This window comes from Bradyrhizobium sp. PSBB068 (genome assembly GCA_016839165.1).
Classification (GTDB): Bacteria; Pseudomonadota; Alphaproteobacteria; order Rhizobiales; family Xanthobacteraceae; genus Bradyrhizobium.
This window is the reverse complement of sequence record CP069300.1, coordinates 2,985,638-3,011,021: the sequence shown is the minus strand read 5'-3', so window position 1 is coordinate 3,011,021 and position 25,384 is coordinate 2,985,638. Positions and strand designations below refer to the sequence as shown.

The following is a 25,384-nucleotide window of genomic DNA, read 5'->3' as shown; positions in this document are numbered from 1 at the left end:
AAACGCGCCACAGCGGGTCCGGGCCAATCGCCTGCACCAAGTCGTGCAAACGGCCTCAGACCGGGCCGTAAGACACCGTTGGGGGGCGCGATGTCAAGCCGCGCGGGCGGAACCCCTGGGGATGCCGAACCGGTTCGGCCCTAGAATCCACCGGCATTCTGGTCGGCGTTAACCCTGGCGCCGGCCTGCGCCCGGCGGGCGCTGTTGACCAATTGCCCCGGGCGGTCCTCGTGGGCGGGCCTGGCCGTCGCCAGCCGCAGCACGGCGGCGTAGCCCGGCTGCACCTCCATCCGCTCGGCATAACGGCTTCCGCAGAGGATACGGTGGACGCGCGGCAGGTTGTAGCACGGCACGTAGAACAGCAGATGATGCTCGAGGTGATAGTTCACGTAGTACGGCGCGATGAACAGCCGCTCGAGGACGTTGGCCCGCGTGGTGCGGGTGTTGCGCAGCGGATCGGCGCTGTCGGGCACGACGGCGTGCTCAGCAATGTTGCGGATCCGCGTAATCACCATCATCCAGGTCAGCAAGGGCACCAGCCACAGCAGCGGATAGGCCCACCACACGCCGGCGGCGGCGAGGCCCGCGAACAGCAGCGCATTGGTGACGCATTGCGGCCCGAGCTTCTGCCAGAAATTGGCGGCACGCCGCGACAGCGACCACTCCTTCGGCCCGATCGCATTGAGCAGTTGCGCCTTGCGCTGCTGGTAGCCGGTCTGCCCGGTGATGTCGCGGAGGAATTTCCGGCGGTAGCTCAGCCTCGTGATCGGGAACGGCGCCGACAGCACGAGATCCGGATCGTCCTCCTGCTGCGTGCGGGCATGATGTTGCAGATGATAGCGGCGATAGCCGCGGGTTTCGGCGAAGATCGGGTAGGCACAGAACCACTGGCTCAGCGCCAGATTGGTCTTCTCGTCGGCCGACAGACAGCCATGCGCACCGTCATGCATCAGGATGGCAAGGCCGAGCTGGCGCGAGCCGATGATCGCAACCGCCAGCAGGTAGGTCAGCGGATTGGGCCACCACGCCACCAGCGCGATCGCGCCCAGGATCAGCGCCCAGGCGTGCACGATCAGGGCCACGCCCTTCCACGTCGTGCGCTCGCGCACCGCCACCAGTTCGTCTTCGGTGAGGAAATCGCGGGCACGCATGCGCAGCGTGGTCATGAGCTTGTCTCCCCGTCCGTTGAGGGTGAAATATCGCGGTCGCCGACCAGGCGCAGGCGCGATCCATCATTGGCCGACGCCGTTGTCGCGGTGGCCTGCTCGCCGAGCGCGCGCAGCAATTCGCGGCACATCTCCTCGGCGCCGCGGCCCATCGCAAAACCTTCGACGATCACGCCGATCGCGATCGCCCAGAACCGCCGCGAGCTCTCTTCGGGCGCGCGCAGCGAGCGCCAGCCGTGCCGCTCGACCTGGCCGGCATAGGCGCGCGCGCCTTCGCTGTGCAGACGCTCGATGGTGCGTTCGACCAATGGCGCGAGATCCTGCCGGCGCCGCGTCAGGGTCAGGGCCTCGGCGAAGAAGGCGACCGTGTCGGTCGCGGTCACGGTCTCGGCCAAAGCATGGCTGTATTCGCGCGGCGTGTGGGCCTTCAGGGCAGCCTGCTCGGTCGCGCGCGCGAGATAAAGCATGTCGCGGCTGGCGGCTTCGACGAACAGCGCTTCCTTGGTGCGGAAGTAATAGGTGATCTGGCTCGGAAAGGCGTCCGCAGCGGCCGCGATGTCGGAGATCGAGGTGCCGGAGAGCCCACGCTCCTTGAACAGGCGGCTTGCGGCATCAAGCAGCAGCGAGCGCATCTTGCGCCCCGCCGACCGCGTCGCGCGCACCGCGTGCTTCGGATCGGGCGCAGACATGCCGCCGGCGGTCTCCGAACCCATCTGGTGTCCTCCCTGAGATATTTGTATGACATACAAACAAAGAAAACAACCGAAAACGGCCGGAACTTGCGTTGATAGCGCTGACAGGCTACGCCGCCTTGCAAATCCCCGGGGTCCAGACCTGCCTGGACCCTTGCCTTCGCGGCCAAAATCCGTATAAAGCGCGCCATTCGTGGGCTCCGGCCGGGAGCTGAACGGACGGTCTCAGCAAACTCACCCGCTGATTTTGATGTGGCAGGGCCAGTCGGCCCGTCGTCCCGTGCTCCCGCCTTCTGAGCAGCTCGAGTCCTTTCCGAAGGTCTCGAAGGGCTTGTCGCCGGAAACCCGCGCCAACACAGGAAAGGACAACCATGCCTCTTTATGAGCATGTTTTTCTCGCGCGTCAGGATGCGAGCACCCAGCAGGTGGATGAACTGACGGCCCAGATGACGGGTATCGTCGAACAGGGCGGCGGCAAGGTCACCAAGACCGAGAGCTGGGGCGTGCGCTCCCTCACCTACCGCATGAACAAGAACCGCAAGGCGCATTTCGTGCTGATGAACATCGACGCTCCGTCGGCTGTCGTCACCGAGATCGAGCGCCAGGAGCGGATCAACGAAGACGTCATCCGCTACCTCACCGTGCGCGTCGAAGAGCACGAGGAAGGCCCGTCCGCGATGATGCGCAAGGCCGACCGTGATCGCGAGCGCGACGATCGTGGCGGTGGCTTCCGTGGCGACCGCGAAGGCGGTGGCTTCCGTGGCGATCGCGAAGGTGGCTTCCGTGGCGACCGTGGTCCGCGCCGTCCGCGCGACGAAGAAGCTGCGACCGAGGAGTAATGAATCATGGCTGATGCTGGTGCCCGCCGTCCGTTTTTCCGTCGTCGCAAGTCCTGCCCGTTCACGGGCGCGAATGCGCCGAAGATCGACTACAAGGATTCCAAGCTGCTGATGCGTTACGTCTCCGAGCGCGGCAAGATCGTGCCGAGCCGCATCACGGCCGTGTCCGCCAAGAAGCAGCGTGAGCTCGCCCGCGCCATCAAGCGCGCGCGCTTCCTCGGCCTGCTGCCCTACGTCATTCGCTAAGCGTTTCCGGCCGGCGGGATACCCCGCCGGCCGCTCATTCTCATAAGGCTTCCGGGTCGTCCGGTCGCCGATGGTTGGGGTTCTCGATTGAGGACCCCTAACCGCTCAAAGGGGGCGGGACAGCTGATGATCGCGATCCTCATTGTTGCACTTGCAGCCGGCGCCGCGTCGGCGCTGATGTTCGCCTCGATCAGTTCGGGCGCGCTGATCTCGATATTGCTGTTCTATCTCTCCCCGCTGCCGATCATGGTGGCGGCGTTCGGCTGGGGCCCCCTCGCCGCCGCGATTGGTGGCGTCGGTGCGGCATCCGTGCTCGGGGCGATCTTCGGGCTTCCCTACAGCATCGCGTTTGCCATGATGGTGGCCGTTCCCGGCTGGTGGCTCGGCCACCTCGCCCTGCTCGGACGGCCGATCGAGGGCGCAGCCGGCGATGGCGCCACCCAGCAGCCGCCTGCGCTCGAATGGTATCCCGTCGGCAGGATCCTGCTCTGGATCGCGGCCTTTGCGGTGATCACCACCACGGCAACGCTGCTCACGCTCGGCGCGGACACCGACACCATCACCGCAGCTTTGCGACGCGGCCTGCTGAAGGTGCTCAGCGCCGGCGACGGCCAAGGCAGCGTCGAGATTGAACGGCTGGTCGACATGCTGGTGATCCTCGCGCCGCTGGCCGCGACGATCCTCTCGATGGTCACGCTGACACTGAACCTATGGCTGGCCGGCAAGATCACGCAGACCTCCGGGCGGCTCAACCGACCCTGGCCGGAATTGCGCAGCACCGCGCTTCCCTCCATGACGCTGGTCGCGCTGCTGGTGGCGGCGGCGCTCAGCTTCGTCGGCGGCATGCTTGCGCTGCTCGCCCAGATCGTCACCGCAGCGCTCGTGATCGGTTATGCCCTGGTCGGCTTTGCGGTCCTCCACACGCTGACCCTGTCGCTCAACAGCCGCGGCTTCTGGCTCGGCGGCATCTACGCCGTCGTCGTCATGTTCGGCTGGCCGATCGTCGCCATCTTCGCGCTTGGCATTGCCGACGCCGTATTCGGACTGCGCCAGCGCTATCTGCAAACACGACCGCCGCCTCTGCCCGCGGCCTGACATTCGATCCAACCACTCAAACCGATACTTAGCCTCTAAAGGAGAACGAAAATGGAAGTCATTCTGCTGGAACGCGTTGCCAAGCTTGGCCAGATGGGCGAAGTCGTGCGCGTCAAGGACGGGTTCGCCCGCAATTTCCTGCTCAAGCGCGGCAAGGCGCTGCGCGCCACCGAGGCGAACCGCGCCAAGTATGACGGCATGAAGGCCGAGCTCGAGGCCAACAACATCAAGGCCAAGGGCGAAGCCGCCGTGGTCGCCGAGAAGATCGACGGCCGCGACGTCGTCATCATCCGCCAGGCCTCCGAATCCGGCCAGCTGTTCGGCTCGGTCACGGTGCGCGACATCGTCACCGCGCTCGCCGCCGACGGCGTGACCGTTGCCCGTCCGCAGGTCTGGCTCGACTCGCCGATCAAGGTGATCGGCCAGCAGAAGGTGACGATCGCGGTTCACCCCGAGGTCGAGACCAGCGTCACCGTGACGGTCGCCCGTTCCGCCGAAGAGGCCGAGCGGATCAAGCGCGGCGAGGACATCTCGACCCGCCAGGAAGACCAGGACGCGGCCGCCGAGGCGCTCGCCGCCGCAGGCGAGTTCTTCGATCCGGAAGCCCAGCACGACGACGAAGCCGCGCCGGCTCCGGCCGCCGAAGAGAAGTAAGCTTCTCGCGATCGTCCGACCGACGAGAGCATCGGTTCAGAACCGATGCTTTCGATTCTGGTTTTGACGCGCTTTCTTCACGCGAACCGGTATCCACTTCGCTCGAAAACGCTACGAAGCCCGGCCCCATCAGGCCGGGCTTTGGATTCGTGCCGCGGCCTGATCGTCGAGCATCGCGATCGACGCCAGCGCGGTCGCGGTGTGCTTCTCCTTGCCGTCGATGATGCAAAACACATCGGCGGCCACGACGGCGACCTGACGGCCCGGCTTGATCACCCGCGCCCGGCAGATCAGCCGATCACCCGACGCCGGCGACAGCAGGTTGAGTTTGTACTCGGCCGTCAGCGCAGGCTGGCCGCGCGACGTCGCCGCCGCAATCGTGGTGGCGTTGTCGACCAGGAACGCCGTCACCCCGCCGTGAAACAGGCCGTGCTGCTGCAACAATTCGGGCCGGCGATCGACCGCGAGCGTGCATGTTCCGCGCGACAGTTCGGCCACTTCAGCGCCGACAAGGCCCATGAAGCCCTGACGGCCGACATTGTCGCGTATCCGCGTTTCGATCGGCGTAAAGTCCGGATCGGTCTCGCTCATGACGTCCCTCCTGTTCGCTCCGGCGCCCCCGGCGCCACCACCGCGCGGATCGCGCAGGCGATCAGCGTTTCGACCTGTTCACGCGGATCGCCGTGCTCGCGGCCCGACAGATAGGCGCGGCAGAAGATCTGCGCCGGCCCGATCACCTGGCTGAAGAACAGCACCGCGCTCATCGGCAGCAACTCGCCGCGCGCGAGCAGCGGCGCGCGCCAGCGCTCGATACCGTCGGCAAGCCGCGCATTCTCGGCGCGCTGAGCGCCGCGCACCTCCGCGCTCCACTCGCTGCGTGAAATCTCGAACAGGAAGCGCGCCTCGCGCCTGGAGGTCACGACCCAGTCGAGATGGGCGTGGATCAGCCGCGCCACGCCCTCAGCCGCGCCGCGGGTCTCGTCGACCGAAGTGATGATCGCCGCGTGATAGGCCTGCAGGATCTCCAGGAACAGGGTTCCGGCGAGCTCCTTCTTCGAGGCGAAGAAATGGAAGAAGCTGCCGTTGGACGCACGGGCGCGGGAGCGGATCTCGGCCACCGTCGCGCCTTCGAAGCCGTCGCGGTCGAACACCGCCAATCCCGCCGCCAGCAGATCTTCGCGCGCCGTGCTCACTGCGCCTGCCTGACATTTCGTTGACTAGATCATTACTCTAGAGTTTTACTCTAGAGGCAGTCAAATGAATACGCCGGACCTCACTGGCCCGGCGTCGGCAGTTACTTCGAGCTTGGAGCGTCAGGCGTACCGGAGCCTGACGTCGTCGGGGGTGGCGGTGCGGTCGCGGTCACCGGCGCGCCGGGCGCTGGTGCGGGAGACGCCGCAGCGGCCGGCTCGGACGCGGCTGGCGCCGGACTGACCTGCGGAACCGGATCGGAACGCACAGCGGAAGGCTCGCTGCTGCTGTTCGGCGCATCGACCTTGGCCGTGTCGGGCTGGCCGGCAGGCTTCGCCGGCTTCACGGCCTCGCCCCTGTCGTCGCGCCTCGTCTCGGCCTTGGGCTCATCGCCTGCCGCCTCGCCCTTGGGCGTCTCCTGTTGCTCGACCGGCTTGCCGCGACGGCCGTGCTTCTGCCGCGACGGCTTGGCTTCACCGGCGGCCTGCGGGATCTGACCATCGTCCGGCTTGGCACCTTCCGGCGTCTCGCTCGGGCGCGCCATGCGCTTGCCGCGGTGGGCGGGACGTCCTTCGGGATTCAAACCGTCGGCGTCGGGCTTCGATCCGTCCTTGGCCCCATCCTTGGCGCCTTCCTGCGGCGCCGCACCCTGGTGCTGCCGGCGAGACGGACGTTCGGCCGGCTGCTCCGGAGACTGGTTCGCCTCCTGGCGGCCGTCCCTCGCGCCCTGCTTGGCGCCCTTGGGCTGATCCTTGGCCTGGTAGCGCGGGTCGTTGGCGCCGTTCGAAATCAGATAGGAAGCCAGCACGCCGGCCATGTCGCTCGACGTCGTATAGTGCTGGCGCAGGAAGCCCGGCAGCGAACCGGCCGGCACCGTCTTCAAGAGGCCGCGCGGGCTCTTGTGGCAGGCCGTACAGGTGCTCCCGAAAATCTGGGAGGGGCTCTTGCCGGCCTCGAGGTTTTGCGCACGCGCCAATCCGGCCGACAGGCCGATCAGAAGCGCGACCGTCGCCAGACTGAGGGCTCGGCTCAACATTCCTTAAGTCTCCAGATTCCGGAAAAATCGCCGCCTGCGCCTCATGGATCGGCCGCGGCGGTCACCTTTTAGACGATTATCGCGCGAATGGAAGCGCGCCCGTGACGCATCCACGCAATTGTCACATTTTGGAATATCGGCTTTGAGCACAACGCAATAGCGCGATCCAATTCCTTGCCTATGTTTTGTTTGGGGACACATCGGAGTGATCAGCTCCGGTGGTGTCGGTGTGCAGCTCGCCGTTCCGTTGGTGTTTCGATGGACCGATTGTTGCGATATTTCCTGGGGCGCTTCATCCGCCGCGGTTCGATCACGTTCACGACCGCGAGCGGCGCTCAATTCACTTGTGGTGACGGCACCGGTGTTCCGGTCGCCGCGCGCTTCATGTCCAGGGCGGCCGAAGTCCGCGTCCTGGTCGATCCCGAACTTTATCTCGGCGAAGCCTTCATGGACGGCACGTTCGTGGTGGAGCAAGGCAGCATCGCCGATGTGCTGGCTGTCCTGATGGGCCAGGCGGCGATGTTGCCGAACTTCGCCAGGCTGCAGGCCTGGCTGCGCTTCCTCGGACGGCGCGCCCAGCAGATCAATGTGCGCGGCCGGTCCAGAAGCAATGTCGCCCGGCACTACGATCTCGATGGCCGCCTCTATTCCCTCTTCCTCGACGCGGACAAGCAATACAGCTGCGCCTATTTCGAGACGCCGGACGCGACCCTGGACGATGCCCAACTCGCCAAGAAGCGCCATCTTGCCGCAAAACTCCTGCTCGAGCCTGGCCACCGGGTCCTCGACATCGGTTCCGGCTGGGGCGGTCTTGGGCTCTATCTCGCCGAGATGGGCGGCGCCGACGTCACTGGCGTCACGTTGTCGACCGAGCAGCTGCAGATTTCCAACGCCCGGGCGGCCGAGCGGAACCTGACGCAGTCGGCGCGCTTTGTGCTGCAGGACTACCGCGATATCCCCGGCCCGTTCGACCGCATCGTCTCGGTCGGCATGTTCGAGCACGTCGGCGTCGCCTATTACGAAACCTTTTTCAAGCGCTGCGCCGAGTTGCTGAGCGATGACGGCATCATGATGCTGCACTCGATCGGGCGCTCGACCGGTCCCGACGTCACCAGCCCCTGGATCCGGAAATACATCTTCCCCGGCGGGTACATCCCGGCGCTCTCCGAAGTCATGCCAGCAATCGAGAAGGCCGGATTGCTGATCTGCGACATGGAGATCCTGCGCCTGCACTACGCCGAGACCCTGAAGGCGTGGCGCGACCGCTTCATGGCGCGGCGCGAGGAGGCTGTCCGGCTCTACGACGAGGCCTTCGCCCGGATGTGGGAGTTCTATCTGGCGGCCTCCGAGATGTCGTTCCGCGTCCAGAACATGATGAACTTCCAGCTGCAACTCACCAAGCGCCAGGGCATCGTGCCGATGACCCGCGATTATATCGGGCGCGAGGAAGGCCGGCTGCGGCTCAAGGAAGCCGGCGCCGCGAAACCCCGGCTGCAACTCGCCGGCGAGTGAATGCGCGACAGATGGTGCTGCTAGTTGCGCAGGCTGTAAGCCGACCCGCAATGGGCAAAGCTTGGGGCTGGACGCGCCAGATGGGCCGCGGCGGCGGAAACCAGGCCGACATCGCAGGGAACGTTCCGGATCTCCGGACGCGCCGCCTGCTCCATCGTGTCGACAAGCGCCGCCAGCCAGCGGCGGTCGATGCCGCCCGCCCGGCCAAGTCCTGATCGCGCAGTCCGAAACTCTTGAGCCATCGACGCCGTATCTTCCGTGGGCGAAGACAACCCGGAATCCGCCGGGTCGTTCCCGCGAAGCCGCCGCAAAGAAAATGCGGCAGATGTGATCTGCTTCACAGAGGTCCGTTCCGGGCTGTCGTAGTGGTCCGGAATGACCCCAGAAACGCATCAGACGATGTTGGATCCGCAGCGCGACCTCGTGACCGACTACGCCTTGATCGCAACGGGCGTCGCGGCCGCCTTGATCGCGCTGGCCTTTCTCATCCTCATCTGAGCAAGGCCAGCACCGACCTCGCTGCTGGTTGGGCGCGGCAGCCCGGAAAAAGGTTCAGGCCGCGCCGGATTTTTGCCAATCACATCGTTGACCGGCCCGGCTTCGCCCGGTTGCGGGCAAAACCGCGTCAAGCGGAATGCACCCGGCCGTCGCGGATTCACACCTCGCGTTGTGTGAATCGTGCATAAGAAACATCCGTCCTTTCGCTTCGTGCGGGGCTGGCGCTTGATCGCCGCCCCACAGCCGAAAATCTCAGTAACGACGAAATCAGAAGAATAAGCTCGTCCATGGCCTTGATTGATTCGAACGTCCACAAGCTCGCGCCCGATGCCGCGTCCCCGGCCTACCGGAGTGCGCCGCACAACATCGAAGCGGAACAGGGCCTCCTGGGTGCGATCCTGGTCAACAACGACGCGTTCTATCGCGTCTCGGATTTCCTCGAGCCGAAGCATTTCTTCGAGCCGCTGCACCAGACCATCTACGAGACCGCGAGCTCCCTGATCCGGATGGGCAAGGTCGCGACCCCCGTCACCCTGAAGACGTTCCTGCCGGCCGATACCGACATTGGCGGCATGACGATCAGTCAATACCTCGCCCGTCTCGCTGCCGAAGCAACCACCATCATCAACGCGCAGGACTACGGCCGTACCGTTTACGACCTGAGCCTGCGGCGCAACCTGATCCAGATCGGCGAGGAGATCGTCAACGTCGCCTACGATGCGCCGGTCGACTTTGCCCCGCGCGCGCAGATCGAGGATGCCGAGCGGCAGCTCTACAGCCTCGCCGAAACCGGCCGCTATGACGGCGGCTTCCAGCGCTTTTCGCAGGCCCTCACGATTGCCGTCGACATGGCGGCAAAGGCGTTCCAGCGCGACGGCAAGCTGTCCGGCATCTCGACCGGCCTGCGCGACCTCGACGCCCGGATGGGCGGCCTGCAACCGTCCGACCTCATCGTGCTCGCCGGTCGTCCCGGCATGGGCAAGACCTCGCTCGCCACCAACATCGCCTACAACATTGCCAAGGCCTATCAGGGCGAGGTCCAGCCGGACGGCACCACAAAGGCGATCCACGGCGGCTGTGTCGGCTTCTTCTCCTGCGAAATGAGCGGCGAGCAGCTCGCCACCCGTATTCTCGCCGAACGCACCGGCATCCCGTCGAGCCATATCCGCCGCGGCGGCATTTCCGAACTCGATTTCGAGAAGATCCGTGACTGTTCGATCGAGTTGCAGTCGCTGCCGTTCTATGTCGACGAAACCGGCGGCCTCTCGATCTCGCAGCTCACCGCCCGCGCCCGCCGCCTCAAGCGGCAGAAGGGCCTCGACCTGATCGTGATCGACTACATCCAGCTGCTGCAGGGCTCGGGCAAGAAGGGCAATGACAACCGCGTCCAGGAAATCACCGAGATCACCACAAATCTGAAGGCGCTGGCGAAGGAACTGAACGTACCCGTGATCGCGCTGTCGCAGCTCTCGCGACAGGTCGAAAACCGCGACGACAAGCGCCCCCAGCTTTCCGACCTGCGTGAATCCGGCTCGATCGAGCAGGACGCCGACGTCGTGATGTTCGTGTATCGCGAGGAATACTACCTCGCCAACAAGGAGCCGCGCCCCGGCACCCCCGAGCACGAAAAATGGCAGATGGAGCTGGAACTGGCCCATGGCAAGGCCGAAGTCATCATCGGCAAGCAGCGCCACGGCCCGACCGGCACCGTCGAACTGCACTTCGAGGCCAGCGTCACCAGGTTCGGCGATCTCGCACCCGACGGTCAAATTCCGGATCACTCTCATTGATTCCGCAGCGCGGTTGAACGCCGCAAGCGCGACGCGTACAACTGCGCCATGAACATCGTGACCGACGCGAAATCGCAGCTGACGCCTGAAGCCAATCTGCTGGCGGCCTATCCGACCGCCACCGGCATCCTGACCGTCGACCTCGACGCCATCATCGCCAACTGGCGCAAACTCGAGAAGACCGCGGTACCGGCGGAATGCGCCGCCGTGGTCAAGGCCAACGCCTATGGCTGCGGCGCCGAGCAGGTGTCGCGGGCGCTGGCCAAGGCCGGCTGCAAGACCTTCTTCGTCGCCACCGTCGAGGAGGCCGCCGTGGTGCGCGCGGCCGTTCCACAGGCAACCGTGTATGCGCTCGGCGGCTTCTTCCAGCAGACCGGCGACGCCTACGCCAAGATCGACTGCAAGCCGGTGATCGGCGATCTCAACGAGCTCGCCGAATGGGACGTGTTCTGCCGCCGCTCCGGCTGGTCCGGCGGCGCCGCCATCCATATCGACACCGGCATGAACCGCCTCGGCCTCACGGTCAGCGAGGCGCAGGGCATCATCCCTCGCATCAATGCCGGCGACCACGGCATCACCCTGGTCATGAGCCACCTCGCCTCCGCCGAGCTTCTCAACAATCCCGCCAATGCAAAGCAGTTGGCGAGCTTCCGCGAGATCGCGAGCCTGTTCACCGGCGTGCCGGCCTCGCTGGCGAACTCCTCCGGCGTGTTTCTCGGCGCCCAGTTCCAGTTCGAGATGGTGCGGCCGGGCTGCGCGCTCTACGGCGTCAATCCGACGCCGGAGGCCGACAACCCGATGCAGCCTGTGGTCGACCTCAAGGCCCGCATCGTGCAGATCCGCAACATCGATCGCGGCGAGACCGTCGGCTATGGCGGCACCTGGACCGCGCGGCGGCCGACCCGGCTTGCGATCATTGCGGCCGGCTATGCCGACGGCTATTTCCGCGCCGCCAGCGCCAATGACGGCACCCGTGGTGCCGAGGTTGTGGTCGCCGGCAAGCGTTGCCCGATCGCCGGCCGGGTCTCGATGGACCTGATCGCGGTCGACGTCACCGACCTCGACAAGAATGCGGTCCGGCGCGGCCACATGGTGACGCTGATCGGCGAAGGCATCACTGTCGACGAGCTCGCGCATCATTTCGGCACCATCGGCTACGAGGTGCTGACCAGCCTCGGCCGCCGCTTCGTGCGCATCTACAAGGGCGGCGACGCGGTCGCGGCGAGCGACAGCGTCGCCGAGAAGAACGAGCCGGCCGCGGCCCAAGCCGCACCGCCGACCTTGCCGACAGCCGCGCCCGCGGCGGCACCGCCGCCACTTCCGTCCACCTGACGACATGGCCGGTCGCGACTGCAAGTGCGCATGAAGATCGCGACATTCAACATCAACAACGTCAACCGCCGGCTGCCGAACCTGCTGCGCTGGCTGAAATCGGCCAAGCCCGACGTCGTCAGCCTGCAGGAGCTCAAGGCCAGCGACGCCGAGTTTCCCCAAGCCGCGATCGAGCAAGCCGGCTACGGCGCGGTGTGGCAAGGCCAGAAGACCTGGAACGGCGTCGCCATCCTCGCGCGCAAGGCGGATCCCGTGCTGATCCGCACCGCCCTGCCCGGCGACGCCGCCGATCACGAGGCGCGCTACATCGAGGCCGCGGTCCGCGGGATCGTCGTGACCAGCCTCTATCTGCCGAACGGCAATCCGCAGCCCGGACCGAAATTCGATTACAAGCTCGCCTGGTTCAAGCGGCTGCGTGCGCATGCCGCCAAGCTGCTCAAGCAGGACGTGCCGGTGGTGCTCGCCGGCGACTACAATGTCGCGCCGACGCCGTTCGACATCTATCCGACCCGCTCCTGGGACAAGGACGCGCTGATCCAGCCGCAGAGCCGCACCGCGTTCAAGGCGCTGGTCGACCAGGGCTGGTGCGATGCGATCCGCACGCTGCATCCGGATGATCCGATGTTCACCTTCTGGGACTACAAGCGCCAGCGCTGGCCGCGCGATGCCGGCCTGCGGCTCGATCATCTCCTGCTCAGTCCACAGGTCGCGGCGCGGCTTCAGAAAGCCGGCGTCGACCGCGACATCCGCGGCGAGGAAGGTGCCAGCGATCATGCGCCGGCGTGGGTGATGTTGAAGTGATCGGTGGTTGCCAAGCCTCGTAACAATCAGCGTTCGGGGTCACGGTGCACACACCATCGTCGTCCTGGCGAAAGCCAGGACCCATAACCACCGCATTTGATTGTAAATGGGATCGTGGCTCCAGCGTCGTACAACGCCTAATGTTTGGGGTAATGGGTCCTGGCTTTTCGCCAGGACGACAGCGAGTATGTTGCGCAACCGCGGGACAAAAATCCGCAATCGCGCGCGATGCGCCCGAGTTTTACATTTCGTCTATCGCACCTCACCGGAGCGCGCAGGTGGGCTTCCTCTTCGTCCTCGTCGTCGGCCTGGTCGCCGGCACCATCTCAGGCATCGTCGGCACCGGCTCGTCGATCATGCTGATGCCGGTGCTGGTGTATCAGTACGGGCCGAAGCAGGCGGTGCCGATCATGGCGGTCGCCGCCGTGATGGCCAATCTGTCGCGCATCCTGGCGTGGTGGCGCGAGGTCGACTGGCGCGCCTGCCTCGCCTACTCGATCACCGGCATTCCGGCCGCCGCCCTCGGCGCGCGCACCCTGCTCGCATTGCCCTCGCGCGCGGTCGATATCGCGATCGGCGTGTTCCTGATCGCAATGGTGCCGGTGCGGCACTGGCTGGCCAAACACAAACTCAAGGCCAGTCTCTGGCATCTGATGATCGGCGGCGCGCTCATCGGCTATCTCACCGGCATCGTCGCCTCGACCGGCCCGCTCAGCGTGCCGCTATTCTTGTTTTACGGCCTCGACAAGGGCGCCTTCCTCGCCACCGAAGCGGCAAGCTCGCTCGGGCTCTATGTCAGCAAGTCGGTGACGTTCGAACGCTTCGGCGCGCTGACGCCTGATATCGCGCTGAAAGGCCTGATCGCCGGCGCCTCGTTGATGGCCGGCGCCTTCATCGCCAAGCGTTTCGTGCTGCAGATGAAGCCGGAGGCGTTCCGCCTGATCATGGACGGCATCATGCTGGCGGCGGGCACTGCGCTGCTGTGGTCGGCGGCCGCGCATTAGAGGACTGCCCCACGAACGCCACGTCCGGCTGAACCAAGGAAGCGGCAACACGCGAACCATTGTCACTTTTCAACGCTACCGATAGACTGTTCCACCAAGGCGCAACTGAATCATGAAATCTCTCGAACTCTCGCTGTTCGCCGACTACTCCCAATTCTACATCCAGGATGAATCCACAGCCGACGAGCTTTCAGCGGAGTGGACGCCGGAGACGACCGACCGGATGCTTGCAGCAGGATCGGGCATCGTCAGGATCGGTACCGCGCGGAACATGCATGTCCCGGTCTCCGTGCAGATCCTCGAACGCGAGCCGGACGATGACTCCGCCGGCTGGGATCACATCGTCGAAGCCAGCCTGGACGTCGCATCGGGGCGCATCGCGATTGCCGGTTGCACCGACTACTTCCCCGATGCCGCGCGCATCGACGTCGCTCCGGGGACCTACCGGCTGCGGGTCTCGTACGGCGCGCTCGATACGCTGTCGGAGGACGGACTGGAGGGAGACGATCACTACCGGCTGCAACTCTGGCCTGCCCCCTCGATCGCGGTGCGGGTCTTGAAGCAGCGACCGGCGCCGGCCGACTGACTCGATTTTGACCGAACATGCCAGGGCACGGCTGCGCCGTCGCACGTTGCGCCCTGTTGATCCGTGCTATGGAGGAGACACGGAATCGAGCTCTCCCCCATGGCCAAATCCACCCTCTCCTTCGTCTGCCAGAACTGCGGCGCGGCGTATAATCGCTGGCAGGGCAAATGCGACTCCTGCGGCGAGTGGAACACGCTGGCCGAGGAGGACACCACGGGCTCGGTGCCGGTCTCGATCCGCAGCAAGCGCAAGGGACGGACGTTTGCGCTGGAATCGCTGTCCGGCAAGACCCAGGACGCGCCGCGGCTGTCGTCCGGCATGACCGAGCTCGACCGCGTCACCGGCGGCGGCTTTGTCCGCGGCTCGGTGCTGCTGGTTGGCGGCGATCCCGGCATCGGCAAATCGACGCTCCTTACACAAGCGACCTCCATGATGGCGCGCGCCGGCCATCGCGCGGTCTACATCTCGGGCGAGGAGGCGGTCGCGCAGGTGCGGCTGCGCGCCGAGCGGCTCGGGCTCGCCGATGCGCCGGTGCAGCTGGCGTCCGAGACCTCGGTCGAGGACATCGTCTCGACGCTGTCGGAAGGCGCGGTGCCGCGGCTGATCGTGATCGATTCGATCCAGACCATGTGGACCGACACGGTGGAATCAGCGCCGGGCACCGTGACCCAGGTCCGCGCCTCGGCGCAGGCGCTCATTCGTTTCGCCAAGAAGACGGGGGCAACGATCATCCTGGTCGGCCATGTCACCAAGGACGGCCAGATCGCCGGCCCCCGCGTGGTCGAGCACATGGTTGACGCGGTGCTGTCGTTCGAGGGTGAAGGCTCGCAGCAGTTCCGCATCCTGCGCTCGGCGAAGAACCGCTTTGGCGCGACCGATGAGATCGGGGTGTTCGAGATGACCGGGCTCGGCCTGCGCGAGGTCACCAACCCCTCCGAACTGTTCCTCAGTGAACGCGAGCTCGGCAGTCCCGGCACGGCGGTTTTCGCCGGCATCGAGGGCACCCGCCCGGTGCTGGTCGAGCTGCAGGCGCTGGTGGCGCCGACCTCGCTCGGCACGCCGCGCCGCGCCGTGGTCGGCTGGGACCCGAGCCGGCTATCGATGGTGCTGGCGGTGCTGGAAGCGCATTGCGGCGTCAAATTGTCCGGACATGACGTCTATCTCAACGTCGCCGGCGGCCTGCGCATCCAGGAGCCGGCTGCGGACCTCGCCGCTGCCGCCGCGCTGGTGTCCTCGTTGGTGAATGCGCCGCTGCCGACCGACGCGGTCTATTTCGGCGAGATTTCGCTGTCCGGCGCGATCCGCCCGGTGGCGCAGACCCCGGCCCGGCTCAAGGAGGCGCTCAAGCTCGGCTTCGGCCGCGCCATTCTGCCCGAATCGGCCCGCGGCGATGGCGGCGGCGACGCCGCCCTCACGCTCAACACCGTCGGCAATCTGACCACGCTGGTGGCCGAAATTGCCGCGCGCGGGACGCCTCGCGGCGGCCGGGCTACGCCGAGAGGCGACCAAGGTGCCTCGGGGGGCACTGATGCCGTTGAGAAAAATGCCACACCGGCCCGATTCCGTCGCGAGACCAGCTAAAGCGGGCGTGACGTAACAGCGCCCCGCCGCTATACATCCGCCGCGCGGGACAGGCGGCGCTCCGGCCTTGCCGGATGCCCCCGATGCGCCTCAGTTAGGACGGCACCGAGACGCCGATTCGCGAGAGCCCTTAACAGCGTAAGCCCTTAACAGCGTACCGAAACGCACCAGCGGACCTGACCAGCCGATGCCCATAACGATACTCGATCTCGTCCTGCTCGGCGTGATGCTGATTTCGGGCCTGCTTGCCATGGTGCGTGGCTTCATGCGCGAGATCCTGTCGATCGCGGCCTGGGGCGCCGCCGCGCTGGTCACGCTGTATGCTTTCTCGAAGCTGCTGCCCACCGCCAAGACTTACTTCAATAACGACACGGTCGCCGCCGTGGTCGTGGTCGCCGGCGTGTTCATCGGCACGCTGATCGTGGTCTCGATCATCACGGTGCGGATCTCGGACATGATCCTGGATTCCCGGATCGGCGCGCTCGACCGCACCCTCGGCTTCCTGTTCGGCCTCGCCCGCGGCCTGCTGATCGTGGTCGTGGCGTTCATGTTCTTCACCTGGCTGGTTCCCGACAAGCAGCGGCCCGACTGGGTCACGGGGGCGAAGTCCCGGGTGGTGCTGCAGGGAACCGGGGATTGGCTGATGTCGCTCTTGCCTGACGACCCCGAGAACACCATCTTAAAGAAGTTCAAGAAGAATAAGCCAGACGACGATTCTGCGGCCGATACCAACGATCAGGCGACGCCGGCGTCGGGTGATGGCTATAGCAAACCTGCGCGTGACAGCTTGAAAAAGCTGATCGAGAAACCCGCGGGCCGATAACTTATTTGGGCCCTTACGAGAGGCGATGAACGAGATGCAAACCCCTTCCGATCATGCCGACCAGATGGATCTCGACCTCGGCCCGACGGAATTGCAGGAACATCTCCGGGACAACGATTTCCGTTACCACCCCGATCTCGATGGCGACACGCTCCGCGAGGAATGCGGCGTGTTCGGCATCTTCGGCCACTCCGAGGCCGCCGCGATCACCGCGCTCGGCCTGCACGCTCTGCAACACCGCGGCCAGGAAGCCGCCGGCATCGTCTCGTTCGACGGCAGCCGCTTCCACAGTGAACGCCGCCTCGGCCTGGTCGGCGACGCCTTCTCCCGCCGTGAGGTGATCGATCGTCTGCCCGGCAGCGCCGCGGTCGGCCACGTCCGCTATCCCACGACCGGCGGCACGGGCCTGCGCAACGTGCAGCCGTTGTTCGCCGAGCTCAATGCCGGCGGGTTCGCGGTCGGCCACAACGGCAACCTGACCAACGGCCTGACCTTGCGCAGCGAGCTGGTGAAGGGCGGCGCGTTGATGCAGTCGACCACCGACACCGAAGTGATCCTGCATCTGGTCGCGCAGTCCAAGCGCACCCGCTTCATCGATCGTTTCATTGAGGCGCTGCGCGCCATCGAGGGCGCCTATGCGCTGGTGGCGCTGACCAACAAGAAGCTGGTCGGCGCGCGCGACCCGCTCGGCATCCGACCGCTCGTGCTCGGCGATCTCGACGGCCATCCGATCCTGACCTCGGAGACCTGCGCGCTCGACATGATCGGCGCCAAATACGTCCGCGACATCGAGCCCGGCGAGATCATCGTGTTCGACGAGAAAGGCGCGCACAGCCACAAGCCGTTCCCGCCGAAGCCGGCGCGGCCCTGCATCTTCGAATACATCTATTTCGCGCGGCCGGATTCGATCGTCGGCGGCCGCTCGGTCTACGACGTGCGCAAGGCGTTCGGCGCCCAGCTTGCGCGCGAGAGCCATCCCGAGGTCGACGTCGTGGTGCCGGTGCCGGATTCCGGCGTGCCCGCCGCGGTCGGCTACAGCCAGTATTCCGGCGTGCCGTTCGAGCTCGGCATCATCCGCAACCACTATGTCGGCCGCACCTTCATCCAGCCGACCCAGACCGTGCGCGAGCTCGGCGTGCGCATGAAGCATTCGGCCAACCGCGCCGCGATCGAGGGCAAGCGCATCATCCTGATCGACGACAGCCTGGTGCGCGGCACCACCTCGAAGAAGATCGTGCGCATGATGCGCGACGCCGGTGCCCGCGAGGTGCATTTCCGCCTCGCCTCGCCGCCGATCCTCTATCCCGACTATTACGGCATCGACCTCCCCGATCGCGGTGGCCTGCTGGCTGCGACCCATTCGCTCGAGGAAATGCGCGACATCATCGGCGCCGACTCGCTCGCCTTCCTGTCGATCGACGGCATGTACCGCGCGATGGGCTATGAGGGACGCGATCCCGCCAGCCCGAAGTTCGCCGACCATTGCTTCACCGGCGCCTATCCGACCCATCTCACCGACCAGAGCGAGACCGAGCCCTCGCCGCGCCAGCTCTCGCTGCTGGCGGAGGCCAGCTGACGGAACAAGGCCATGCAACCGATCATCGGCATTCTCTGTGGGGTGCTGCTGGTTGGCTTCATCGTATTTGCCTTCCGCCAGGGCATGAAGGTGACACCCGACAGCTCGGGCAACGGGACCAACAGCGCCAATATGGATCAAGGCGGCGGTTTGTGAGCTTCGGTGGTGTTGGAATTCATCATGGCCGGGCTTGTCCCGGCCATTTCTGTCTGTAATACCCCCGGCAAAGACGCGGACAGACAGACATGACAAAACCCCTCGCCTCCCGGATTGCCCTCGTGACCGGCGCATCGCGCGGCATCGGCTATGCGACATCAGTCGCCCTTGCAAAAGCCGGCGCGCATGTGGTGGCGGTGGCGCGCACGCAGGGCGGGCTGGAAGAGCTCGACGACGAGATCCGCAAGGACGGCGGCAGCGCCACGCTGGTGCCGCTGTCGCTGACCGATTACGAGGGCATCGCGCGGCTCGGGCTCGCGCTGCATGAGCGCCACGGCAAGCTCGACATCCTGGTCGGCAATGCCGGCACGGCCGGACCGTCGTCGCCGCTCGGCCATATCGAGCTGAAGCCGTGGAACGACGTGATGGCGATCAACGTCACCGCCAACTTCCAGCTGATCCGCTGCATGGACCCGCTGCTGCGCCAGTCCGACGCCGGCCGCGCGGTGTTCGTGACCTCGGGCGTGGCGCACAAGGCCAGCGCCTATCTTGGGCCCTATGCCGCCTCGAAGGCCGCCCTGGACGCGCTGGTGCGCTCCTGGGCCAACGAGACCGCCAACACGGCGCTGCGCGTCAATCTGTTCAGCCCCGGCCCGATCCGCACCCGGATGCGCGCGCAGGTATTTCCCGGCGAAGACCCGATGACGCTCGATACGCCCGACATGGCCGCCGAATTCATCGTCCCGATGTGCTCGCCGGAGTGGACCGAAACCGGCAAGCTCTACGACTACAAGGCACGCACGCTGCGGACATTTCAGCCGCCGGCGTGAGTCGGTTACAGCGAGCGCGCCTTCGACTGTCATCACCCGCGCATGCGAAAGCGGGTGATCCAGTATTCCAGAGACGTCCGTGCTTGAGCCGATGGGCCACGGCGTACTGGATCGCCCGGTCGAGCGGGCGATGACACCTGTGACGCGTCGGCTTGCCTCTGCCATGCAATTGACTCCGTCCCCGCCCCGCGATTGACTGCCCTCCCAGCGGCACCACCGCCAAGAAAAATCTCGGGAGGCATCATGACGCCGACGTTCAATCGCGCGCGCTCCATTCTCACTGGATTGTTTCTCTCCGCCGGCATCGCATCATCAGCGCTTCTCATGCCGCCCGCGCCCGCCCGGGCGGGCGACGTCCCGACCTTCGCGGTCGACCCGTCATGGCCGAAGCAACTGCCCAACAACTGGATCATCGGCCAGGTCGGCGGCATCACCGTCGACTGGCAGGGCCACATCTGGGTGGTGCACCGGCCACGCTCGCTGACCGACGGCGAGAAGGCGGCGAGCCTCACGCCGCCGCGCGCGAAATGCTGCGTAGCGGCGCCGCCGGTGCTGGAGTTCGACGTCGACGGCAACCTGCTGCGATCGTGGGGCGGCCCCGGCGACGGCTATCAATGGGTCGGCCGCGAGCACGGCATCGAGGTCGACGAGCGCGGCTTCGTGTGGATCGGCGGCAATGCCGATGACGACAGCGAAATCCTGAAGTTCACGCTCGACGGCAAATATCTCGGTCAGATCGGCAAGATCGCAACCCGCACCAACAGCAACGACACCACGCAGCTCGGCCGCCCCGCCGAGATGGCGATCGACAAGGATGCCAACGAACTCTACATCGCCGACGGCTACGGCAACCGCCGCGTCATCGTGTTCGACGCCACCACGCTCGCCTACAAGCGGCACTGGGGCGGCTATGGCAAGCTGCCCACCGACGACAAGCAGCCGCCATACGATCCGAGCGCCGCGGTGCAGGAGCAGTTCGGCAATCCCGTGCATTGCATCAAGATCGCCAATGACGGGCTGGTCTATGTCTGTGACCGCAGCCAGGACCGCATCCAGGTGTTCCAGAAGAACGGCACCTTTGTCAGGGAATGGTTCTACGAGAAGAACACCCGCGGCGACGGCGCGGTGTTCGATCTCGCGCTGTGGCCCGATCCGAAGCAGACCTATCTGCTCAACGCCGACGGCGCCAACAACGAGATCCGCGTGCTCAAGCGCGACGACGGCAGTGTGGTCGGCACTTTCGGCCATAGCGGCCGCAATGCCGGGCAATTCGCCCTGCTCCATGTCATGGCGGTCGACCAGAAGGGCAATGTCTACACCGGCGAGGTCGAGGGCAAGCGGATCCAGAAGTTCAAGCTGACCTCGGACGCGCTGAAGTAGAGATGACCAAAGGATGACGCTTGGACGCAGTTCATCCGGCTTTATGCGGATTGCCGCGTCCGCCCGGACAGGGTAAGCGGGAACTCGAACGACCGGCGCGAGGCCCCGCAAGAGGGCCGTCCGGAAAAATCACAGTGGAGGGAATGTCTGATGACGACGACGCTCGCGCGGCGCCACGCCGTGCTTTTTGCTTGCGCTGCACTCGGCCTTACAACCCCTGCCTTCGCCCAGGACAAGAACGTCAAGATCGGCGTGCTGAACGACATGTCGGGCCTCTATGCCGACATCGGCGGCCCGAACTCGGTGGCTGCGGCCAACATGGCGGTGGAGGATTCCGGCCTCCGCGCCAAGGGCTGGAAGATCGAGGTGGTCAGCGGCGATCACCAGAACAAGCCCGACGTCGGCGTCAACATCGCGCGCAACTGGATCGACAACGAGAAGGTCGACATCATCACTGATACGCCGAACTCCGGCGTTGCGCTGGCGGTGAGCAACCTCGCCAAGGAGAAGAACTCGATCGTGCTCAACTCGGGCGCCGCCACTGCCGATCTCACCGGCAAGGCCTGCAACGCCAACACGATCTCCTACACGTTCGACACCTATATGCTGGCCCACGGCACCGGCCAGGCCCTGACCAAGGCCGGCGGCGATACCTGGTTCTTCCTCACCGCCGACTACGCCTTCGGCCATGCGCTGGAGCGCGACACCACGGCGGTCGTCACTGCCAACGGCGGCAAGTCGCTCGGCGGCGTCAAGCACCCGCTCAACACCGCCGACTTCTCCTCGTTCCTGCTGCAGGCGCAGGCCTCCAAGGCCAAGGTCATCGGCCTCGCCAATGCCGGCGGCGACACCACCAATGCGATCAAGCAGGCGTCCGAATTCGGCATCACCACCGGCGGACAGAAGCTCGCGGCGCTGCTGCTGTTCGTCAACGACGTGCACGCGCTGGGCCTCAAGATCGCCCAGGGCCTGACCTTCACCGAGTCGTTCTACTGGGACGCGAACGACCAGACCCGCGCCTGGTCGAAGCGCTTCCAGAAGGTCTCGCCGAAGGGCTCGATGCCGTCGATGACGGTGGCCGGCGTCTATGCCGGCGTGCTGCATTATTTGAAGGCGCTCGACGCGATGGGCGTCAATCCCCATGACGGCGCCAAGGTCGTCGCCAAGATGAAGGAGATCCCGACCGACGACCCGCTGTTCGGCAAGGGTCCCTTGCGGATCGACGGCCGCCGCATCATCCCGGCCTACCTGTTCGAGGTGAAGAAGCCGGAAGAGTCGAAATATCCGTGGGACTATTACAAATTGATCGCCACCATCTCGCCGGAAGACGCCGCCAAGCCGCTCGAGGCCAGCGACTGTCCGCTGGTGAAGAAGTAAGCGAGCTATCGTAACTATCGTAGGGTGGGCAAAGGCGCGCCAGCCCCGTGCCCACCATTTGCGGCGTGCTCGCGATGGTGGGCACGCTTGCTCTTTGCCCACCCGACTCTCTCACTTCGCCGCCGACTTCGCTTTCGCCTGCGCGGGCAACGCCGCCCATTCCTTGTCGCCAGGCGGTTTGTAAAGTTGGGCCATCGCTGGGAAACTCGTCAGAAAATTCGGGGGCCGAAACGCCGGGGAAAGGCGCGCCGGGGGAAGCCTGTCGGGGCGGCCTCGCGAATGACGGCCCCGCGCTGTCACAAACCCGAGATATCTCTTGTGATACCGGACCGATTGCCGGGGGATTTCAGGGGCCCGGTGCCGATCCAACGCCGCCAAGCGATCATATTCCGCTTGGACGGCGTTGCGTTTTCCAGGTCGAGAAGTTCGGCTCCGCATGCGCGCCGAGGCCGACTTTGCGGCGCGTGCGCGCACCTTCTCGAGGTAGCGGTTCGAGAACGCCTCGAAATGCGTCATCCGCTGTTCGAGAAGAGGCGCGCCGCACCGCTTCCTTGATGCGGAGCTGATGCATCACGCCGCCCTTGCTGAGCCCGCTTTCGCGCGCGATCGCATCCGGCGTCAGGCATCCCGACCCGTCGCGCGTCACGATGGTGATGGCAGCATCGAGCGCGGCCTTGCGGGAGCGTTCCAAGCGGGAAGGATTATCGGATGGTTTGTAAATAGCCAAGATAACGCAATCGTCATCGAGGCGGCCTGTCCGCTTGTGTCGGACCGGCGCAGTCGCATTCGTCCTCGAAGCATCGATCCACATCAACTTGGAACCCGCAAGCGATGACACAGCAGAAACCGACGGCGGAAACCGAAATCAGGTCACTCATCGACGCCTGGGCGGCCGCGGTCCGCCGACAGGACTATCCGGGCATTCTCGCCCATCACGATCAGGATATCGTGATGTTCGACGTTCCGCCGCCGTTGCAGTCGCGCGGATTGGACGCGTACAGGAAGACGTGGGACCTGTTCTACAGCTGTTACCGCCCGTCCCACGCCTTCAATATCGAGGAGATCGCGATCACGGCCGGCGATGACGTGGCGTTCGCGGTGATGGTGATGCGGTGCGGCCCGCCCGACGCCACGTTCCAGTTCAGGCTGACGATCGGATTGCGCAAGGTCGGCGGCGAATGGCGCATCACGCATGAGCACCATTCGGTGCCGGCGACGGATTAGATCGCGAACCCATCAAACGGGAAGCACCCGCTTCGACGGGCTGACCCCTACGAGTTGGTATATCTAACCCAATCCAGGAATACTCAACGATGCTCACCGTCTATGGCGAAGGTCGCGGCTTCCGTGTTGTCTGGCTGCTCGAGGAATTGGGATTGGTTTACCGGCTGCGCCCAGTCGATCTGTTTGCGGTCGAGCATGATCGCGATTTCCTCGCAATCAACCCCGCCGGCTTCATTCCCGTCCTGCAGGACGGCGAGACGATCATGGTCGAGTCGGTCGCGATTCTTCAGTACCTGCTCGCCCGCCACGACTCAGCTTCGCTTGCGGTCGCACCGGACGAGCCCGCCTTCGCTTCCTATCTGCAATTTCTCCATTTGGGCGAGGCCGGGCTCGCTGGGCCGATGAACGGCGTCATTGTCGGTCGCAACCTGGCGCCCGAGGCCGAGCGAGACGTCCGGGTGACCCGCTGGGCCCTCGAGACCTTCGAGAGCCGGCTGGGTCTGGTGACCCGCCGCCTCGCCGATTGCCCTTATCTCGCTGGCAATCGCTTCACGGCCGCCGATATCTCGGTGAGCTACGCCTTGCTGCTCGGCCTGCGCACTGGCCATTACGTCCCTGGTCCTGCCGAACGGGACTATCTCGCCCGCACGACGGCGCGCCCTGCCTATGTCAGGGCGATGGAAAGCTGCCAGGCCACCAAGGCTTGGGCGGCGCGATCGCCGGGATTGTAGCGGGGGTGCACCACCTAGCTAAGTGGTCGTCCTCGTCGCCCGCGCAGCAATGGCGAGCGCCAGCAGCAGCAGCGCGCCGGCCAGATAGAACGGCGCGCCGGGCAGCTTGAGCGGCGCGTCGTCGCCGATGAAATAGGCAAACGTCAGCGTGAATAAAAACGGGCCGAGCAACTCCGACATGCTCTGCACGCTCGAGGTCGCGCCCTGCAACTGGCCTTGCTGGTCGGCGGCGACGAGCTGCGTCGTCAGCGCCTGGGTCGCGGCGCCGGAAATCCCCCACAGCGCCATCACGGGAATGCCGATCCAGAACAGCTGGCCCGACGGCGCCGCGCCGAAGATCACGAAGCCCAGGGCGCCGCAAACGAGCCCGAGGAACAGCGCGTTGCGCTCGCCGAGCCGCCGCACGATCGGGCCGATCGCCGCGCCCTGCACGATCATGCCGCAGAGGCCGACCAGCGCCAGCGTCGCGCCGACCGTGCCGGTGTCCCAGCCGTAGCGATAGGTGGCGTAGAGCACGAACACCGACGGCAGCACGACATGGGCGAGCTGGCCGAAGAACGTCGCCAGCGACAGCCCGGCGAGCGTCCGGTTCGAACGCAGGAAACGCAGCGCACCGATCGGATTGGCGCTCTTCCATTTGAACGGCGCGCGCCGCTCCACCGGCAACGATTCCGGCAGGATGAACAGGCCATAGAGTCCGTTGACGAAGCTCAGGCCCGCCGCCGCCCAGAACGGCAGCCGCGGATCGATCTCGCCGAGCAGGCCGCCCAGCGCCGGCCCCATGATGAAGCCGGCGCCGAACGCGACGCCGATCTTGCCGAACATCGCGGCGCGCTGCTCCGGCGCGGTGACGTCGGCGATGTAGGCGAATACGGTCGAGATGCTCGACGAGGTGATGCCCGAGATCGCCCGCCCGATGAACAGCCAGATCAGGTTCGGCGCCAGCGCCATCAGCACATAGTCGGCGGCGAGGCCGAAATTCGACAGCAGCACCACCGGCCGGCGGCCGAAGCGATCCGACAGCGCGCCCAGGATCGGCGAGCAGACGAACTGCATCAGCGCCCAGATCGAGCCGAACAGGCCGAAGATGCGCGCCGCGTTGGCGGTGTCGTTGCTGACGAAGCCTTCGATCAGCTTGGGCAGGATCGGCACGATGATCCCGAGCGCCAGCATGTCGAGCAGCAGAGTGATGAAGATGAAGACCACCGCGCCGCGGCGCGGTTGCGGACCGGCGGCGGTGGCCGTTTCAGCCCCCACGTCTCCG

The 25,384-nt window shown here is 65.7% G+C and carries 26 protein-coding genes and 1 pseudogene; 19 read left to right on the top strand and 8 right to left on the bottom strand.

The annotated features are described in order from the left end of the window. Positions 1-140: 140 nt before the first annotated feature. On the bottom strand, positions 141-1,166 hold the full coding sequence (locus tag JQ507_13855; protein ID QRI72479.1) for a fatty acid desaturase family protein: 1,026 nt from the start codon (positions 1,164-1,166) through the stop codon (positions 141-143). Beyond that, positions 1,163-1,879: a TetR family transcriptional regulator gene (locus JQ507_13850; protein ID QRI72478.1), complete on the bottom strand. Its 717-nt coding sequence runs from the start codon at positions 1,877-1,879 to the stop codon at positions 1,163-1,165. Before JQ507_13850 ends, JQ507_13855 begins: the two co-directional genes overlap by 4 nt. Positions 1,880-2,229: 350 nt before the next feature. On the opposite strand from JQ507_13850, the gene rpsF reads away from it, so the two are divergent. The 4 genes from rpsF (at position 2,230) to rplI (ending at position 4,692) form a co-directional block, all read left to right on the top strand. After that, the gene (rpsF, locus tag JQ507_13845; GenBank protein QRI72477.1) at positions 2,230-2,697 is read left to right on the top strand and encodes a 30S ribosomal protein S6; all 468 of its coding nucleotides are present in this window, start codon (positions 2,230-2,232) and stop codon (positions 2,695-2,697) included. A 6-nt stretch (positions 2,698-2,703) separates the two neighbouring features. Then, positions 2,704-2,943, top strand: a complete 240-nt coding sequence (locus tag JQ507_13840) for a 30S ribosomal protein S18 (GenBank protein QRI72476.1) — start codon at positions 2,704-2,706, stop codon at positions 2,941-2,943. Positions 2,944-3,069: 126 nt separating this feature from the next. Next, positions 3,070-4,038, top strand: coding sequence for a DUF2232 domain-containing protein (locus JQ507_13835; protein QRI72475.1), 969 nt, complete (start codon positions 3,070-3,072; stop codon positions 4,036-4,038). Positions 4,039-4,089: 51 nt separating this feature from the next. After that, entirely contained in the window at positions 4,090-4,692 is a 603-nt protein-coding gene (rplI, locus tag JQ507_13830) for a 50S ribosomal protein L9 (protein QRI72474.1), read from the top strand. Between the two features lie 129 nt (positions 4,693-4,821). Here rplI and JQ507_13825 read toward each other — a convergent pair whose 3' ends face one another. The 3 genes from JQ507_13825 to JQ507_13815 all read right to left on the bottom strand — a co-directional run bounded on the left by JQ507_13825 (position 4,822) and on the right by JQ507_13815 (position 6,919). Further along, on the bottom strand, positions 4,822-5,283 hold the full coding sequence (locus JQ507_13825; protein QRI72473.1) for a PaaI family thioesterase: 462 nt from the start codon (positions 5,281-5,283) through the stop codon (positions 4,822-4,824). Continuing rightward, a complete protein-coding gene (locus tag JQ507_13820) occupies positions 5,280-5,885 on the bottom strand; it encodes a TetR/AcrR family transcriptional regulator (GenBank protein QRI72472.1) in 606 nt (201 codons plus the stop codon). The genes JQ507_13825 and JQ507_13820 overlap by 4 nt, the downstream gene beginning before the upstream one ends. 101 nt (positions 5,886-5,986) lie before the next feature. Beyond that, positions 5,987-6,919, bottom strand: coding sequence for a hypothetical protein (locus JQ507_13815; GenBank protein ID QRI72471.1), 933 nt, complete (start codon positions 6,917-6,919; stop codon positions 5,987-5,989). A gap of 258 nt (positions 6,920-7,177) precedes the next feature. Between JQ507_13815 and JQ507_13810 the strand changes: the two genes are divergently transcribed. Then, entirely contained in the window at positions 7,178-8,431 is a 1,254-nt protein-coding gene (locus JQ507_13810; protein ID QRI72470.1) for a class I SAM-dependent methyltransferase, read from the top strand. 20 nt (positions 8,432-8,451) lie between these two features. Here the strand turns inward: JQ507_13810 and JQ507_13805 are convergent, their stop codons facing one another. Further along, on the bottom strand, positions 8,452-8,673 hold the full coding sequence (locus tag JQ507_13805; GenBank protein ID QRI73328.1) for a hypothetical protein: 222 nt from the start codon (positions 8,671-8,673) through the stop codon (positions 8,452-8,454). Between the two features lie 543 nt (positions 8,674-9,216). Between JQ507_13805 and JQ507_13800 the strand changes: the two genes are divergently transcribed. From JQ507_13800 to JQ507_13745, 12 genes are all read left to right on the top strand, one after another. Next, complete coding sequence (locus tag JQ507_13800) at positions 9,217-10,719, top strand: replicative DNA helicase (GenBank protein QRI72469.1); 1,503 nt, start codon at positions 9,217-9,219, stop codon at positions 10,717-10,719. Positions 10,720-10,767: 48 nt separating this feature from the next. Further along, positions 10,768-12,051, top strand: coding sequence for an alanine racemase (gene alr, locus JQ507_13795; protein ID QRI72468.1), 1,284 nt, complete (start codon positions 10,768-10,770; stop codon positions 12,049-12,051). Between the two features lie 30 nt (positions 12,052-12,081). Further along, positions 12,082-12,852, top strand: a complete 771-nt coding sequence (xth, locus tag JQ507_13790; GenBank protein QRI72467.1) for an exodeoxyribonuclease III — start codon at positions 12,082-12,084, stop codon at positions 12,850-12,852. A gap of 278 nt (positions 12,853-13,130) precedes the next feature. Continuing rightward, a complete protein-coding gene (locus JQ507_13785; protein ID QRI72466.1) occupies positions 13,131-13,856 on the top strand; it encodes a sulfite exporter TauE/SafE family protein in 726 nt (241 codons plus the stop codon). Between the two features lie 112 nt (positions 13,857-13,968). Next, positions 13,969-14,442 carry a hypothetical protein gene (locus tag JQ507_13780; protein QRI72465.1) on the top strand — a complete coding sequence of 158 codons (474 nt, stop codon included), beginning with the start codon at positions 13,969-13,971 and terminating at the stop codon, positions 14,440-14,442. Positions 14,443-14,541: 99 nt separating this feature from the next. Continuing rightward, the gene (gene radA, locus JQ507_13775; GenBank protein QRI72464.1) at positions 14,542-16,023 is read left to right on the top strand and encodes a DNA repair protein RadA; all 1,482 of its coding nucleotides are present in this window, start codon (positions 14,542-14,544) and stop codon (positions 16,021-16,023) included. A 187-nt stretch (positions 16,024-16,210) separates the two neighbouring features. Next, positions 16,211-16,846, top strand: a complete 636-nt coding sequence (locus JQ507_13770; protein ID QRI72463.1) for a CvpA family protein — start codon at positions 16,211-16,213, stop codon at positions 16,844-16,846. 34 nt (positions 16,847-16,880) lie between these two features. Then, positions 16,881-18,422: an amidophosphoribosyltransferase gene (locus JQ507_13765; protein ID QRI73327.1), complete on the top strand. Its 1,542-nt coding sequence runs from the start codon at positions 16,881-16,883 to the stop codon at positions 18,420-18,422. A 12-nt stretch (positions 18,423-18,434) separates the two neighbouring features. Then, positions 18,435-18,578: a hypothetical protein gene (locus JQ507_13760; GenBank protein ID QRI72462.1), complete on the top strand. Its 144-nt coding sequence runs from the start codon at positions 18,435-18,437 to the stop codon at positions 18,576-18,578. A gap of 89 nt (positions 18,579-18,667) precedes the next feature. Then, the gene (locus tag JQ507_13755) at positions 18,668-19,408 is read left to right on the top strand and encodes an SDR family NAD(P)-dependent oxidoreductase (GenBank protein ID QRI72461.1); all 741 of its coding nucleotides are present in this window, start codon (positions 18,668-18,670) and stop codon (positions 19,406-19,408) included. 243 nt (positions 19,409-19,651) lie between these two features. Then, a complete protein-coding gene (locus JQ507_13750; GenBank protein ID QRI72460.1) occupies positions 19,652-20,788 on the top strand; it encodes a hypothetical protein in 1,137 nt (378 codons plus the stop codon). A 150-nt stretch (positions 20,789-20,938) separates the two neighbouring features. Next, positions 20,939-22,165: an ABC transporter substrate-binding protein gene (locus tag JQ507_13745; protein ID QRI72459.1), complete on the top strand. Its 1,227-nt coding sequence runs from the start codon at positions 20,939-20,941 to the stop codon at positions 22,163-22,165. A gap of 471 nt (positions 22,166-22,636) precedes the next feature. Here JQ507_13745 and JQ507_13740 read toward each other — a convergent pair. Continuing rightward, positions 22,637-22,886: pseudogene (locus tag JQ507_13740) on the bottom strand (TetR/AcrR family transcriptional regulator). A gap of 110 nt (positions 22,887-22,996) precedes the next feature. On the opposite strand from JQ507_13740, the gene JQ507_13735 reads away from it, so the two are divergent. Further along, positions 22,997-23,389, top strand: coding sequence for a nuclear transport factor 2 family protein (locus JQ507_13735; protein ID QRI72458.1), 393 nt, complete (start codon positions 22,997-22,999; stop codon positions 23,387-23,389). An 89-nt stretch (positions 23,390-23,478) separates the two neighbouring features. Continuing rightward, on the top strand, positions 23,479-24,120 hold the full coding sequence (locus JQ507_13730) for a glutathione S-transferase family protein (GenBank protein QRI72457.1): 642 nt from the start codon (positions 23,479-23,481) through the stop codon (positions 24,118-24,120). 18 nt (positions 24,121-24,138) lie between these two features. Here the strand turns inward: JQ507_13730 and JQ507_13725 are convergent, their stop codons facing one another. After that, positions 24,139-25,377: a TCR/Tet family MFS transporter gene (locus tag JQ507_13725; GenBank protein QRI72456.1), complete on the bottom strand. Its 1,239-nt coding sequence runs from the start codon at positions 25,375-25,377 to the stop codon at positions 24,139-24,141. Positions 25,378-25,384 lie beyond the last annotated feature (7 nt).

Coding starts and splice junctions, on each gene's coding strand:
- JQ507_13815 (QRI72471.1), bottom strand. CDS start 6,919: ATGTTGAGCCGAGCCCTCAGTCTGGCGACGGTCGCGCTTCTGATCGGC.
- JQ507_13760 (QRI72462.1), top strand. CDS start 18,435: ATGCAACCGATCATCGGCATTCTCTGTGGGGTGCTGCTGGTTGGCTTC.
- JQ507_13855 (QRI72479.1), bottom strand. CDS start 1,166: ATGACCACGCTGCGCATGCGTGCCCGCGATTTCCTCACCGAAGACGAA.
- JQ507_13780 (QRI72465.1), top strand. CDS start 13,969: ATGAAATCTCTCGAACTCTCGCTGTTCGCCGACTACTCCCAATTCTAC.
- JQ507_13750 (QRI72460.1), top strand. CDS start 19,652: ATGACGCCGACGTTCAATCGCGCGCGCTCCATTCTCACTGGATTGTTT.
- alr (QRI72468.1), top strand. CDS start 10,768: ATGAACATCGTGACCGACGCGAAATCGCAGCTGACGCCTGAAGCCAAT.
- rpsF (QRI72477.1), top strand. CDS start 2,230: ATGCCTCTTTATGAGCATGTTTTTCTCGCGCGTCAGGATGCGAGCACC.
- JQ507_13835 (QRI72475.1), top strand. CDS start 3,070: ATGATCGCGATCCTCATTGTTGCACTTGCAGCCGGCGCCGCGTCGGCG.
- JQ507_13810 (QRI72470.1), top strand. CDS start 7,178: ATGGACCGATTGTTGCGATATTTCCTGGGGCGCTTCATCCGCCGCGGT.
- JQ507_13765 (QRI73327.1), top strand. CDS start 16,881: ATGCAAACCCCTTCCGATCATGCCGACCAGATGGATCTCGACCTCGGC.
- JQ507_13730 (QRI72457.1), top strand. CDS start 23,479: ATGCTCACCGTCTATGGCGAAGGTCGCGGCTTCCGTGTTGTCTGGCTG.
- JQ507_13805 (QRI73328.1), bottom strand. CDS start 8,673: ATGGCTCAAGAGTTTCGGACTGCGCGATCAGGACTTGGCCGGGCGGGC.
- xth (QRI72467.1), top strand. CDS start 12,082: ATGAAGATCGCGACATTCAACATCAACAACGTCAACCGCCGGCTGCCG.
- rplI (QRI72474.1), top strand. CDS start 4,090: ATGGAAGTCATTCTGCTGGAACGCGTTGCCAAGCTTGGCCAGATGGGC.
- JQ507_13770 (QRI72463.1), top strand. CDS start 16,211: ATGCCCATAACGATACTCGATCTCGTCCTGCTCGGCGTGATGCTGATT.
- JQ507_13800 (QRI72469.1), top strand. CDS start 9,217: ATGGCCTTGATTGATTCGAACGTCCACAAGCTCGCGCCCGATGCCGCG.
- JQ507_13755 (QRI72461.1), top strand. CDS start 18,668: ATGACAAAACCCCTCGCCTCCCGGATTGCCCTCGTGACCGGCGCATCG.
- JQ507_13745 (QRI72459.1), top strand. CDS start 20,939: ATGACGACGACGCTCGCGCGGCGCCACGCCGTGCTTTTTGCTTGCGCT.
- JQ507_13825 (QRI72473.1), bottom strand. CDS start 5,283: ATGAGCGAGACCGATCCGGACTTTACGCCGATCGAAACGCGGATACGC.
- JQ507_13840 (QRI72476.1), top strand. CDS start 2,704: ATGGCTGATGCTGGTGCCCGCCGTCCGTTTTTCCGTCGTCGCAAGTCC.
- JQ507_13735 (QRI72458.1), top strand. CDS start 22,997: ATGACACAGCAGAAACCGACGGCGGAAACCGAAATCAGGTCACTCATC.
- radA (QRI72464.1), top strand. CDS start 14,542: ATGGCCAAATCCACCCTCTCCTTCGTCTGCCAGAACTGCGGCGCGGCG.
- JQ507_13850 (QRI72478.1), bottom strand. CDS start 1,879: ATGGGTTCGGAGACCGCCGGCGGCATGTCTGCGCCCGATCCGAAGCAC.